Consider the following 12,740-nt stretch of genomic DNA (forward strand, 5'->3'; position numbering starts at 1 on the left):
CGCTTTCTCTCGGTAGACATCACTATCGCTGGGGTGTGCGCTAGGACCGTTTGTAGACGCCCATTCTCGCGAGCAGCCCTGAGTCGTCGATATCAAAAACGTCGACTATCGCCGCCGGGGGATTTCCCGCGCCCACATCGACCTCGACCTCAGCGACACTGGTCGACGCGGTGTCGTGGAACCGGATACTGGAGAACACCACCGGCTTGCTGAGCATGCCGCGATACAGTGCGATCAACTCGTCTCGTCCGCGCACTGGTCCGGTCTCCGGCATCGGCGACGGACGGACAACCGCGTTCGACGCGAACAACTTCACGACCTGCTCGGGTTTTCCCTCGCACAGCAGGCGAAAGTAGTCGTTCACCACGTTGTGCCGTGATCTGCGATCGGTCATCTCGTGCTCACCCCCGCGCGGTCCAGCCACCGTCGACCGGTAGCACCTGCCCTGTCATGAAGGTCGCCTCGTCGAAAAGGAAGACGACCACATCGCCGACTTCGGTGGCCTCACCGAGTCTCGGGACGAGATGCTTTTCCGCGGCCACCTCTTGAAAAATGTCCACATTGGATAGCTTCACCGGCGTCAGGATCATGCCCGGAGCGATGGCGTTGACAAGGATTCCGTCGGCGGCGTATTCCGCCGCGGCCTGCTGTGTGAGCGCCTGAATTCCGCCTTTGGACGCGGCGTAGGCGGCCATGCCGGGCATGCCCCGCAGCGCCGAGATGGAGCTCGTATTGACGATGCGCCCCACGCCGGCCTCTCTCATGTGCGGAATGACGGCCTTCATCCCCAGCCAAACGCTTTTCAGGTTGATGTCCAGAACGCGTGACCACGTGGCCTCGTCCAGATTCAGCACCGTGTCGCCCGCGGATCCGCTTGCTCCCGGCGTTATTCCTGCCACGTTGGCCAGCAGGTCGAGGCGCCCGGTCCGGCCCACCACCGCCGAAACAGCCTCGGTCCAATCCTGCGCCGAGGAGACGTCAATCAGCACCGGCTCGGCGGATCCGCCGGCCTCCTGGATCATCTTCACGGTGACGGACGCGTCCTGGATATCGGCGCATACGACATGTGCCCCGCGAGCGGCCGTCCGGACAGCGACACCCTGGCCGATCCCGCTCGCCGCCCCGGTGATGAACGCACATTTGCCGTCAAGACTCATGACACACCCGCTTCCGCCGCGAGTTCCTCCGCCACCCTCGCCAGGTGCTCCGGCGGGGTTCCCCATGTCAGCTCGGCCCGCTTCGCCCGGTTCGAGTAGAGGTACAGGTCGTCCTCGAGCACCTCGCCGGCGCCGCCGTGGAGTTGGTGCGCGGTGAGCGTGGCGCGCTTGACGGCGGCCGGCGCGAAGGATTGCGCCCGCGCCAATGCGATGGTGGCCGCGGGGTCGCGACGGTCCACCAACTCGATGGCCTCGAACGCGAGCATCTCGGCACAGTCCAGCTCGGTGCTCATGTTCGCGAGATGGTGCTGCACAGCCTGGAAACTTCCGATCGGAACCCCGAAGGCGATTCGCTGCTTCACATAGGCGACCGTCTTCTCCAGCACGTATGCCCCGACACCCACGACGTCCGCGAGTTGCAGGCACTGTGCCCACTCCCGCGCGCGACGCAGCACCGCGGGCCCCGCACCTTTCGACCCGACGATCTGGTCTTCTCCGATGCGGACGCCCGACAACGTAACGACCGCCTGGCCTGGCCCGGATGTGGTCGCGAGCGGGGTCAGCGTCAGGCCGTCCGTCTGCGTGGGCACGATGAACAGCGCCGGTCCTCCGCTGGTCGCAGCAGCCATGAGGATGACGTCGGCCGAAACCGCTTCGGCGACGAACCACCGGGTGCCGGTGAGCAGCCAGCCGCCGTTGCGCACTGCCCTGACCGGCACGTCGTCGGGCTGCGCCGTCAGCGCGGGCTCGTCGAGTGCGACCGTCGCGCGCAGCGAGCCGTCAACTATCGTACGGAGGTACGCGTCCTTCTGGTCCTTCGTGCCGAACGCGCCCAATACCTCGGCGGCCACTACGGTCGAATACAGCTGAGTGGGCGCGACCGCTCGGCCCATCTCCTCGGCCACGGCCGCCAGGTCCAGCAGGCTACCGCTACCGCCACCGTATGCACTCGGTGCCGCGATACCCGGCCAGCCCAGCGAGGCGAAATGCTTCCACAGCTTCTCAGCGTCGTCGTTCTCGCCGGCGGCACTGCGCTTGGCCGCGTCGACGGACCACTCTCGGGTCAGCAGCTTCCGGGTGGCGTCCCGCAGATCGGCCGACATCTCGGTGTGGGTGAACCGCACAGGTCTCTCCTTTCCACGGCTCGCATCTCAGTTCTTCGGGGTCGGCGAGCCTCGCCGGCCCACGCTCTGCCGGGGCAGTCCGAGCCCACGGCGTGCGATGAGATCCCGCTGGATCTCGTTGGTACCGCCGGTGAATCGGTAGTGCGACGCTTTGCGGTACAGGTGCTCGTATTCGCCACGCAAGGGTGCCCGGCGATCGCCCGCGGTCAGCTGCCCCGCCGCGCCGAGAATCTCGGTGACCGTGTCGGCGAACTCCATCCGGAGTTCGGACGCCCACACCTTGACCATCGAGCTTTCGGCCGCCGACACCTCGCCGCGGTCGATCAACCGCACGTTGCGCAGTGACAGGAGGCGGGCCGCGTGCAAGCGGCTGGCCAGGTCCGCGATCCGCTCGCGCACCCGAGGGTCGTCCCAGAGGGTGCGACCGCCCCGGAAGGTCGATGCGAGGAAGCGGACCAAGACGGGTAACTGCGCCCGGAGCTCACCGACCCCGCCGATGGCGAACCTTTCGAGGTTCAACGCGGTCATCACATAGGACCAGCCCTTGTTCAGCTCACCGACGAGATTGGCCCGCGGAACACGCACGTTGTCGAAGAAGACGTCGTTGGTCCTGGCGCCGCCCCACGTCCAGATCGGGGATACCGTGATGCCAGGGGAATCGATCGGAACGATCAGGATCGAGATGCCCTCACGAGCGGGCGCGTCCGGATCGGTCCGCACGGCGAGCCATTCGTGTGTCGCGAAGTGCCCGCTGCTGTTCCACGTCTTTTGACCGTTGATGACGAATTCGTCACCGTCGGGAACGGCGCGGGTACGCAGCCTGGCCAGATCCGTGCCGGCCTCCGGTTCGGAGTAGCCGAGCGCGAACTCGACCTCCCCCGAGAGGATGCGCGGCAACCAGTCCCGTTTCATCTGCTCGCTGGCGACCTCGATGATCGCGGGCCCGATCATGTTCACGCCATCGCCCAGCCTCGGCAGGCCCGCTGCCGTCAGCTCATCGATCAGGATCCATTGCTCGACGATCGACTTGCCGAGGCCGCCGTACTCGCGAGGCCAGCCGATACCGAGCCAGCCCTTCCGGCGCAGCTGCGCCAGCCATGTGTTGTCCCCCTTGAGCTCCGAGGCCACGTGGACGTTCTCGGCGCGAGACCCCGGGTCCAAGCCGGCGATGAAGTCCCGGACTGCATCGCGCCACTCGAGTTGCTCCTTGGTGAAGTCGAACATCTACGCCTCGCCCTGATGCTCGAAGCGCACGACGAGTTCCGTTGTGGTGCACAACCCGTCCTCGGTGAAGATCTCCAGTACGACGTCGGCGAAATCGCCGTCGCCGTCCGAACGGGTTCCGGTCACCCTCGCCCGCGAGGTCATCGTGGTGCCGAGGTAGATCGGTGCCTTCATCCGGAGCTTGAGACCGACGAGCCGGCCCGCGCTACCGACCCAGTCGTCGACGACCCGGTTCGCGAAGGCCATCTGGAGGGTGGTGTTCGCGAAGGCCGTGCGGTTGCCCGCTGCCTGTGCGAACTCGACGTCGTAGTGCAGGGGGGACAGGTCGCGTCCTCCCCCGGCGGCGAGCACGAGTCGCCGCATGTCGACGGGCAGGCTCACCGACGGCAGCTCGTCGCCGGTCCGCACGTCGGCCCACGACACCGTGCTGGGTTCCCTGGTGGTGGACGTCATGCGCGGACAGCCTCCTTCTTCGTGTAGCGGAAGAGCGAGTTCGTCAGCCGGCCGAGGCGCTCGCCGTTCTGGTTCCAGTAATCGATGTGCTCTACGACGATGAACCCGTCACCGAGCCGCAACGTCTTCGGGACGATGTCGGCGATGGTGCTCTGACGGCTGACCCGATCTCCCGGCCGGAGCGGTTTGCCGAATTCGAATTCGATCGACAGATTGATCGAGTGCGGCGCGTCGAGCGGAACATCGAGCGCGAAGTAGTAGGGCACGGCCACCTCCTGACCCGGCCGCCAGGCCGAACCACGCGTCGCCGTCATCAACATCGTGGGCGGCGCGATGGGATCGGAACCGAAGTAGTCGGGGCGACCATTCTCGGAGAACTCGGAAAAATAGGCGATACTAGCCTCACTCACCGAGAATTCTGACTCGATGACCTCGCCTTTCCGGCCGATCCAGTCCTGCCAGCGATTCCCACCCATCGACACCCTTCACTCCGTTCTCACTGCGAGCAGAAAACCGGTTCTCAACGGCTCCTGGGCTGCACATCTTCCTTGCGCACGCGCGTTTTCGCGTCCGCATCGGCCAGGGTGGCCCCTTCGGAAATGGCCTCCAGCCCTCGTTTCGTCGTGCGCTCGCCCAGCAGGAACAAGATGAGGCCGAACACCAGGCTGACGATCGCCAAGTAGAAAAAGACCGCCGTAAAGCCAAAAGCACTGAAAATGGCCGCGATGATGAACGCACCGGCGAACCCCGCCAGCCGGCCAAGACCGTTCGTCAGCCCCGATCCGACTCCGCGCAGGTGCGTGGGGAAGATCTCCGGGCTGTACACGTACATCGTGGCCAGGCACGTCTGCAGAACCAAAGCGACGACACACCCGATCACCGCCGTGACGACCGGACTGTCCACGAACCCGAAGACGACCAGTCCGGCGGCCATGATCGTGGCCAGCACGACCAGGAACGTCTTGCGCTCGATGTGGTCGACGAGCAGGTAAGCCAGGAAAGCACCGACGACATAGAACGACGAGATGATCGTGTAGGTCGTCAACGCGGCGGAGGCGCTGTAGCCCTGCTCCACCAGCAGCGTCGGCAACCACTGCCCAAATCCGTAGAGGACCAGGATCACACCGACCGTGACGATCGAAGCCACGCTGATTCGCTTGACGTACAGAGGTTTCAACAGCTCACGCAGGGAACCGTCGCTGACCGGTGCCTCGACCACCGGCGGCGGGAGCTCGGCACCCGTGGCCGCTCGAGCTTCGTCCTCGAGGGCCGACACAACCCGTTCCGCCTGCTCGGTCCGGCCGCGCAGGATGAGCCACCTCGGCGACTCCGGCAACCGCACCATTCCGTAGATGACGCCGACCACGGCGAGGGCGCCGATCACGAAGATCCACCGCCACATACCCGCCCCCTGCGGGACGATCACGCGAGAAAGCAGACCCGACACCGGCAACGAGATCGTGGCGAGGGTGAGCACCATGCCCATGTATCGCCCACGGAGATGACGTGGGAACACCTCCGATACGAAGACCAGGGCCAGCCCGACGAAGGCCTGCAAGCCAAATCCCGCGATTCCGCGCAGTACGGCGACGGTCTCGATGTTCGGCGCCGCGGCGATCGCGAGCGTCAACACCGAGTAGAACACCACCATGATCAACATCACCGGCCGCCTGCCGTAGAGGTCGGCCAGCCGGCCCCCGACCACCGACCCGACGAACATCCCGATGAACGGCGTCGCCGTGGCCAGCGCCAGTTCACCGACGGTCAGTCCCCACTCGCTCTTCATCGCGGGTGCGGTGTTCGAGAAAGCCACGATGTCGAAGTTGTCGAAAAAGAAGAAAAGGGCCAGCAACCCGATCCACCGTTTGTGTGATTTCGTCGCGACGGGAAGCCGATCCAGCCGGGCACTCAGGTGCTCGACCGCCCGCGTGGCCGATTCAGACATAGGCATCTCTCCCGGGTCATCGAGCCACCTCGTCGTGGCCTCGACATTTCTAACCATAGTCAGAATCGTGCGAGGGTCAAGCGTGTCTAGCTGGTGATCTCAGCGTCGGCGCCGACTCACAGTTAGACAAACTGGCCCGGTATGCTCGAGAGATCGCATCGTTGTCGATGCACCGTTAGACGCGATGCACCGAGTGAGACGGGGAAACCATGAAGAAGGCCGAGGCTCGACGGACCGCCACGGGAGGCACCAGGTCCGAGCAGACCCGGTCGCGGATCTTGGCGGCGGCCGCGCAGGTGATGCGCACCCACACCTACGCCGAGCTGCGGCTCAGTGACATCGCCAAGGTCGCGAACATGGAGACGGGCAGCCTCTACTACCACTTCGATTCGAAGGACGATCTCGTCAACGAGGTGACCAACATCGGGCTGGGCAAGCTCAACGACGTCGCCGATGAAGCGGCGAAGGCACTACCGGAATCGGCCACACCGCTGGAACGACTCGAAGCCTGCCTCCGGGCGTTCACGGTCGAGATCCACTCGTCCGATGACTTCATCGCCTCGGCAGTGCGAGTCCTCGGGCAGCTGCCCACGAGCATGCAGGGCGCCTACTGGCACAAAACGGTCGCCACGGCGACGTTCTGGGACCGCATGTTCGCGGCGGCGGTGGCCAGCGGCGAGCTCCGCGCCGACCTGCACCCGGGCATCTCCCGCCGGCTGGTACTCAGCGCCATCATGCGGTCCGCGGAATGGCCGAAATCGGAACGCAAGCACCCGGAGCTGATCGCCGAGACCCTGATCGCGATCACCTTCGAAGGCTTGAAGGCCAAGGGCGACGCGATCCCCTTCTGATCCACCGCCTCGGCCTTCCTGCCATGGTCCACGGCCTCGCCGCGCCGCACGGGGTCGCCGTTCGCAACGGGCCGAAGGCCTGGGGAAGCTACCCGATCAGCTGACACCGATCACACCGGCGCGGTCAGTGTCCCGACATGCCGCCGTCGACGGCGAGCGTGGCTCCGGTGATGTAGGAGGCGGCCGGGCTGGCGAGGAAGACCACGGCGGCGTCGAGCTCGTGTTGCGCGCCGAGCCGACCGAGCGGGCTGGTCTGCCGGATGAAGGTCATCAGCGGCTCCTGTGGCACATCCTGCGTCATCTCGCTGGCGAAGTAGCCCGGTGCGATGGCGTTGACCCGGATCCCGCGACGTCCCGACCACTGCTGGGCGAGATCCCGGGTCAGGCCCATCAGGCCGGCCTTACTCGCGGCGTAAGCAGCCTGCGGTGCGTAGGACTTGATCAGGCCGAGGACGCTGGCGATGTTGACGATGCTCGAGCCGGCCTCCATGCGCCGGCCGCAGGCCTGCGCGGCCCAGTAGGCGCCGTTGAGGTTCAGGTCGATCACGCGGCGGAACTCGCCGGCGACTCCTTGACGGCGGGGACGGCGGTGCCGACTCCGGCGTTATTGACGAGGATGTCGATCCGGCCGTACTCGGACAGCGCTGCCTCGGCGAGAGCTTCGCACTGGCCAGGGTCCGTGACATCGGTGCGGACCGCGGTCGCGCGACGCCCGAGACCGCGCACGCCCCGCACGACGTCGTCCAGCCGGTCCGCGCGACGCGCGGCAAGCACGACGTCGGCTCCCGCCTGAGCGAGGGCGTGCGCGAAACCGGCGCCCAGCCCCGAACTTGCCCCGGTGACGACGGCGACCTTGTCGTCAAGGCGGAAGCGATCGAGGACGTGATTCATCGTGGCTCCCGTGCGGTCGTGTCGGCGATGGCGCGCAGACCGGCTGCCGCGAGCGGCGCCACGGCGCTGCCGACGGTGTCGAACCCCGCGCCAACGGTCATGCCCTGCACGAACCGTGCGTGTATGCCCTCGGCGATAACGGCGATCTTGAAGTAGCCCAGTGCCAGGTAGAAGGGCATCCTGCCCAGGTCGCGACCGCTTACGGTTGCGTAGCGCTGCGCGAGGTCCTCGACGCCGGGCAGCCGCGGGCTGGTCGACGCAGCCGAACCGGCGAGGACCGGTTCGAACGCCGGGTCGCAGTACACCAGGTGCAACCCCAGGTCGGACAGCGGGTCACCGAGGGTGGCCATCTCCCAATCCACCAAGGCTCGCACGGTGCCCGGGTCATCGGGGTCGATGATGGCGTTGTCGATGCGGTAGTCGCCGTGCACGATCGCAGCACCGCTCTCGGGGGGACACGCCTCGGCGAGAAGCGAGTGCAGGCGATCGACGTCCGCGAGCTCGCGGGTCCGCACCCGGTGCCACTGATCGTTCCAGCGCCTGATCTGCCTGGCGAGATACCCTTCCGGCCTGCCGAATCCGCCGAGACCGACGGCGACCGGGTCGACCGCGTGGAGGCGAGCCAGGGTGTCGACCAAGCCGTACGCGCAGCGGTGGATTTCCTCACCAGGCAGCACATGCAGCTGCTCCTTGGTGCGAATCACCAGGCCGTCCACGTACTCCACCACGGAGAACGGCGTACCCAGCACCTCGGCGTCACCGAGCACGCACGCCCGGGCGACGGGCACGCCCGTGCCGGCAAGCGCTGCGACGACCTCGTACTCGCGCTTCATGTCGTGTGCGGACGGGGTCAGCCCACCCAGCGGCGGACGCCGCAGAATCCACTCGCTCGCACCGTCGGTGAGGCGGTAGGTCAGGTTCGACCGGCCGCCCGTGACCAGCTCCGCCGTCAGGTTTCCGGCGAACCCCGCGACCTGCTCCGAGAAGAACCGCTCGAGCGCGGGCATGTTCAGGCCCTCGACGTCGGTCATCGTGCGCTCCTTGAGCGCTGCCGCACCGCGCGGCGCGCCACGGACCAGCGGTGAGTCTCCGACGGGCCGTCGTAAATCCGGAACGGCCGGACCTCCCGCAGGAACCGGCCGAGCAGGATGTCGCCGGACACCCCGAGGGACCCGCAAATCTGCAGCGACCGGTCCACCACCCGCCACACCGCCTCGGCAGAGAACGTCTTGGCGACCGACGTGCTCTGTCCGGCCCGCTCGCCGCGGTCGAGCTCCCAGCACGCGCGCAGGATCAGGCCGCGGGCGGCGGCGATGTCGATCTCGTTGTCCGCGATCATCTGCTGCACCATGCCCAGCTCCGCCAGGCGCGAGCCGAACACCTCGCGTTCCGCGGCCCGGTCCAGTGCGATGTCCTGCGCGCGCCGGGCGAGCCCGAGCCATCGCATGCAGTGCGTTATACGTGCCGGGCCCAGGCGGACCTGCGCGTATTTGAAGCCCTCATCGACCTCACCCAGAACTGCGTCGTCGCCGACGACGCAGTTCTCGAAGAGCAGTTCGATATGACCGCCGTACAGGCTTTCGTCAAGCGTCTCGATGTGCCGGAGCACCTTCATACCGGGGTTGGCGGCATCGACGAGGAACATGGTCGCTCCCCCGCCGTCGCCGGGCTCACCCGATGTCCGGGCCATGCAGATCGCGAAGCTCGCGCCGTCGGCGCCGGTGATGAACCACTTCCGCCCGTCCAGGCGCCAGCCGCCCGGCACCTTCGTCGCGCGCGTGGTCAACGCGCTGGGGTCGGATCCCGCTCCGGGTGCGGGTTCGGTCATGGCGAAGCAGCTGCGGACCTCACCCGCGGCGAGCGGTCGGAGATAGCGCTCCTTCTGCTCCGCCGTAGCGACGACTTCGAGCAGGTGCATGTTGCCTTCGTCGGGCGCGGCGATGTTCAGCGCGAGCGGACCGAGCAGCGAATACCCGGCCTCCTCGAAGACGACGGCCCGGCCGCGCATGTCGAGGCCGTGGCCCCCCAGGTCGCGGCCGACATGTGGCGCGAAGACACCGGCATCCTTCGCGGCCCGCTGGAGCTCCACCCGGGTTTCCTCGGTGTGCGCGACACCACCGCATCGCTCCTCTACGGGGATCACCACCTCCCGGACGAGGTCCGCGGTGCGGCGTGCCAGATCAGCGACAGCAGGGTCGGAAGTGAAGTCGACAGCCATGCCTCTCCCATCGGGGCTAACACCTATTAGCCATGATGCTAACGCCACATCTCGCCGCACAGCAACTAAGGGCCAGGTTTCCCGGCCCGAACCAGGGCGTAGGAGCTATCCTTGGCTAGCATGGCGTACGACAGGAGACAGCCTTGGCCCGTTCCGCTTCATCGCGCTCCGCCGATATCCGAGCAGCCGCGCTGCAGCTGTTCACCCGGCACGGTTACGAAGCGACCACCATGGCCGATATCGGAGCCGCCGTGGGCATCCGGGGCCCAAGCCTCTACAAGCACGTCGCGTCCAAACAGGACCTGCTGGCTGAGATCATGGTCGGCACGATGCAGGACCTGCTGACCGCGCATCGGGCCGCGGTCGCGACTACCGAGGACCCTACCGAACGGCTACGCCGCGCCACCGAGGCACACGTGCGCTACCACGCGCGTCACCTCCACGAGGCCTTCGTCGGCAACCGCGAGATTCGCAGTCTCGTCGAACCCCACCGCAGCCACGTGCTGGCTCTGCGTGCCGAGTACGAACACTGCTTCCGGGACCTCGTCCGTGACGGCATCAAGGCCGACCGCTTCCGCGTCACATCGGCCCGGCTCGCCTCCTACGCCATCCTCGATCTCGGCATGGGCGTCTCTGCGTGGTACCGCGCGGACGGCGAGCTCACCGAGGACATCCTTGTCTGGCAGTACAGCCAATTCGCGCTCGGCATAGTCGGCGCGCAGAGCTGAACGACCCCGCCCCGCTCACACGGGCCAGGACCTGCCAGGGTGCGTCAGCGGGCCGCACCGAACGCCGGTGGGAGGGTGTCCAGGTCCTCCAGCTCGGCCGCTGACAGGGTGAGCCGAGCCGCCTTGACGTTTTCTTCGAGGTAGGCCATCTTCTCCATGCCGGGGATGGGGACGATGTGGCCCGCTTGGTGCAGCAGCCACGCCAGTGCGATGACAGCCGGCGCTACGCCGTGCCGTTCAGCGATCGCGCGGACGCGTTTCACGTACACCATGTTGTGTTCGATCGCCTCGGCCGTGAACCGCGGGTTGTTCGCCCGGAAATCACCGGTGGCGAACGTGGCCCGCGGTGCCACATTTCCGGCCAGGAAACCGCGGCCCAGCGGAGCGTAGGGTACGAATCCGGCACCGTGCCGCTCGCACCATCCGACGATGTCGCTGAGCGGCTCACGCGTCCAGAGCGACAGTTCGCATTCGACCGCTGAAATGGGATGCACCGCATTGGCCCGGTCCAGGATCGCGATATCTACATCGGACAGTCCGATGGCGCGGATCTTGCCGTTCGCGACCTGCTTGCCGAGGAACCCGACGCTTTCCTCGATGGGCACGTTCGGATCGAGGCGGTGCAGGTAGTAAAGGTCGATGTGATCAACGCGCAACCGCCGCAGCGACGCATCCAACGCCTGCTGCAAATGCTCAGGCGAACCATCCCGCTCGAGCCGGTAATTCTCACGGTCGGCAAAAGACAGCCCGCCCTTGGTGGCAAGCACAACCGAGTCCCGGATGCCGTGGATCGCGCGCCCGATCGCCTCTTCACTGGTGTGCGGGCCATAAACATCGGCGGTGTCGATCAGGGTCACGCCATATTCATGCGCCTGCCGCAGCACCTTCGCCGACTCCGACTCGTCGACATCGCCATACCAGGCCGACATCGCGGTACATCCCAACCCGATCGCCCCGACGGCCAATTCACCCAACTGACGAATTGGCAGCACCCGCTTCGCTGTCACGCAAATCTCCTGTTCGGATGTCCATGCTCACAGAGCCGTTTCCGGCAAAGGCTCCACCAGGTAGGTGTCACCGGTTAAGCGCTGATGTCACGACGAGGAAGCGCCTACGACGGCCGCCGCCTGATCCTGCGAAACGCCGGAACGCTCGGCGATCTCGAGATCGTACTTGTGGCCGGTGACGGTTTCGTACCAGCGGCCGATCGACTCACCCTGGACGCTGCACTTGAGCAGGTGGCGCGCTGGCCCTCCGGGAGACATGTCGTAGTCGCGCACCGCGATGTGCATCAGGCAACGGTTGTCCCACATGACGAAGTCGTTCACGTGCCAGGCGTGCCGGTACACGAATTCGGGACGAGTGGCATGCGCGGTCAGGTAATCGAGCAGCGGCTGGCTCTCTTCTTCGGTCATCCCGACAAAGCCACGCGCGTGCTCGCCGAGATACAGCGCCTTGCGTCCCGTGTCGGGGTGAACCCGGATCAACGGGTGAACGACCGCCGGGAACTGCTTGGCCATCATTGCCGACGCCTTGCGGGTCTGCAAATGGACCGTCTCGAGTTGTTCCAGGAAGGCCTGAAGCTTCGGCGAAATTGTTTCGTAACTCATGTACTGATTGGCGAACATGGTGTTTCCGCCGACATCGGGCATCTCGACCGCGTAGAGCAACGTGTACGCGGTCGGGTCCGGCCGGAACGATCGATCCGAATGCCAGTGGTCTCCGTTTTTGAAGGTATCCCAAGGCTTACCTGCGAACGGTTTGCTGCTCAGCATGGTCACGCGCGGGTTCTCCGGGTCCCGGTGCTTGACCGTCGAGTTGTCGTCGACGGGTCCGAAACGGGAAGCGAAATCAACGATATTGTCGCGGGACAGTTGCTGGCCGGGAAAACACAGCATCAGGTGCTGCTGGAGGGCGCGCTTGATCGTCTCGAAATCCGCGGTGCTCAGCGGCCGGCTGAGATCGATCCCGCTCAACTCCGCGCCCAGGGCGTAACCGACCGGCCTGATCTTGATATCTGACACTGAGCTTCCTCCTCGCAGTCGATACAGCGTCACCGCAAGTGCGGACGTCTGCGTTCGCGGCGATCACCGGCCGCCACTCGATCTACTGTCTGACATTAGGTGTCAGGCCGGGTTCAGTCAAGGTC

Annotated in this window: 15 protein-coding genes; 2 read left to right on the forward strand and 13 right to left on the reverse strand. The window is 66.1% G+C overall.

The window, feature by feature from the left end:
- Nucleotides 1-40: 40 nt before the first annotated feature.
- The 7 genes from HFP15_RS24750 to HFP15_RS24780 are packed head-to-tail and all read right to left on the reverse strand — an operon-like array spanning nucleotide 41 to nucleotide 5,903.
- Nucleotides 41-394, reverse strand: a complete 354-nt coding sequence (locus HFP15_RS24750) for a nuclear transport factor 2 family protein (protein WP_168519136.1) — start codon at nucleotides 392-394, stop codon at nucleotides 41-43.
- A gap of 7 nt (nucleotides 395-401) precedes the next feature.
- The gene (locus tag HFP15_RS24755) at nucleotides 402-1,157 is read right to left on the reverse strand and encodes an SDR family NAD(P)-dependent oxidoreductase (RefSeq protein ID WP_168519137.1); all 756 of its coding nucleotides are present in this window, start codon (nucleotides 1,155-1,157) and stop codon (nucleotides 402-404) included.
- Nucleotides 1,154-2,281: an acyl-CoA dehydrogenase family protein gene (locus HFP15_RS24760; RefSeq protein WP_168519138.1), complete on the reverse strand. Its 1,128-nt coding sequence runs from the start codon at nucleotides 2,279-2,281 to the stop codon at nucleotides 1,154-1,156. Before HFP15_RS24760 ends, HFP15_RS24755 begins: the two co-directional genes overlap by 4 nt.
- Nucleotides 2,282-2,308: 27 nt before the next feature.
- Nucleotides 2,309-3,505: an acyl-CoA dehydrogenase family protein gene (locus HFP15_RS24765; protein WP_168519139.1), complete on the reverse strand. Its 1,197-nt coding sequence runs from the start codon at nucleotides 3,503-3,505 to the stop codon at nucleotides 2,309-2,311.
- A complete protein-coding gene (locus tag HFP15_RS24770) occupies nucleotides 3,506-3,958 on the reverse strand; it encodes a MaoC/PaaZ C-terminal domain-containing protein (RefSeq protein ID WP_168519140.1) in 453 nt (150 codons plus the stop codon).
- Nucleotides 3,955-4,434, reverse strand: coding sequence for an FAS1-like dehydratase domain-containing protein (locus tag HFP15_RS24775; RefSeq protein ID WP_246272007.1), 480 nt, complete (start codon nucleotides 4,432-4,434; stop codon nucleotides 3,955-3,957). Before HFP15_RS24775 ends, HFP15_RS24770 begins: the two co-directional genes overlap by 4 nt.
- A gap of 44 nt (nucleotides 4,435-4,478) precedes the next feature.
- Nucleotides 4,479-5,903, reverse strand: a complete 1,425-nt coding sequence (locus HFP15_RS24780) for an MFS transporter (protein ID WP_168519142.1) — start codon at nucleotides 5,901-5,903, stop codon at nucleotides 4,479-4,481.
- 209 nt (nucleotides 5,904-6,112) lie between these two features.
- On the opposite strand from HFP15_RS24780, the gene HFP15_RS24785 reads away from it, so the two are divergent.
- Nucleotides 6,113-6,754, forward strand: a complete 642-nt coding sequence (locus tag HFP15_RS24785; RefSeq protein WP_168519143.1) for a TetR/AcrR family transcriptional regulator — start codon at nucleotides 6,113-6,115, stop codon at nucleotides 6,752-6,754.
- A gap of 124 nt (nucleotides 6,755-6,878) precedes the next feature.
- On the opposite strand, the gene HFP15_RS43935 is transcribed toward HFP15_RS24785, so the two are convergent.
- The 4 genes from HFP15_RS43935 to HFP15_RS24800 are packed head-to-tail and all read right to left on the reverse strand — an operon-like array spanning nucleotide 6,879 to nucleotide 9,863.
- Nucleotides 6,879-7,301, reverse strand: coding sequence for an SDR family NAD(P)-dependent oxidoreductase (locus HFP15_RS43935; RefSeq protein WP_312871737.1), 423 nt, complete (start codon nucleotides 7,299-7,301; stop codon nucleotides 6,879-6,881).
- Entirely contained in the window at nucleotides 7,298-7,645 is a 348-nt protein-coding gene (locus tag HFP15_RS43940; RefSeq protein ID WP_312871738.1) for an SDR family NAD(P)-dependent oxidoreductase, read from the reverse strand. The genes HFP15_RS43935 and HFP15_RS43940 overlap by 4 nt, the downstream gene beginning before the upstream one ends.
- Nucleotides 7,642-8,676 (reverse strand): phosphotransferase family protein, encoded by a 1,035-nt coding sequence (locus HFP15_RS24795; protein WP_168519144.1) that lies wholly within the window; start codon nucleotides 8,674-8,676, stop codon nucleotides 7,642-7,644. The genes HFP15_RS43940 and HFP15_RS24795 overlap by 4 nt, the downstream gene beginning before the upstream one ends.
- Complete coding sequence (locus HFP15_RS24800; RefSeq protein WP_168519145.1) at nucleotides 8,673-9,863, reverse strand: acyl-CoA dehydrogenase family protein; 1,191 nt, start codon at nucleotides 9,861-9,863, stop codon at nucleotides 8,673-8,675. Before HFP15_RS24800 ends, HFP15_RS24795 begins: the two co-directional genes overlap by 4 nt.
- Nucleotides 9,864-10,006: 143 nt before the next feature.
- On the opposite strand from HFP15_RS24800, the gene HFP15_RS24805 reads away from it, so the two are divergent.
- A complete protein-coding gene (locus HFP15_RS24805) occupies nucleotides 10,007-10,591 on the forward strand; it encodes a TetR/AcrR family transcriptional regulator (RefSeq protein ID WP_168519146.1) in 585 nt (194 codons plus the stop codon).
- 44 nt (nucleotides 10,592-10,635) lie between these two features.
- Here the strand turns inward: HFP15_RS24805 and HFP15_RS24810 are convergent, their stop codons facing one another.
- Nucleotides 10,636-11,598, reverse strand: coding sequence for an aldo/keto reductase (locus tag HFP15_RS24810; RefSeq protein ID WP_210717816.1), 963 nt, complete (start codon nucleotides 11,596-11,598; stop codon nucleotides 10,636-10,638).
- 87 nt (nucleotides 11,599-11,685) lie between these two features.
- On the reverse strand, nucleotides 11,686-12,615 hold the full coding sequence (locus HFP15_RS24815) for a TauD/TfdA dioxygenase family protein (protein ID WP_168519147.1): 930 nt from the start codon (nucleotides 12,613-12,615) through the stop codon (nucleotides 11,686-11,688).
- Between the last annotated feature and the right edge of the window lie 125 nt (nucleotides 12,616-12,740).

The organism is Amycolatopsis acididurans (assembly GCF_012328925.1).
In the GTDB taxonomy this organism is placed as follows: Bacteria; Actinomycetota; Actinomycetes; order Mycobacteriales; family Pseudonocardiaceae; genus Amycolatopsis_E; species Amycolatopsis_E acididurans.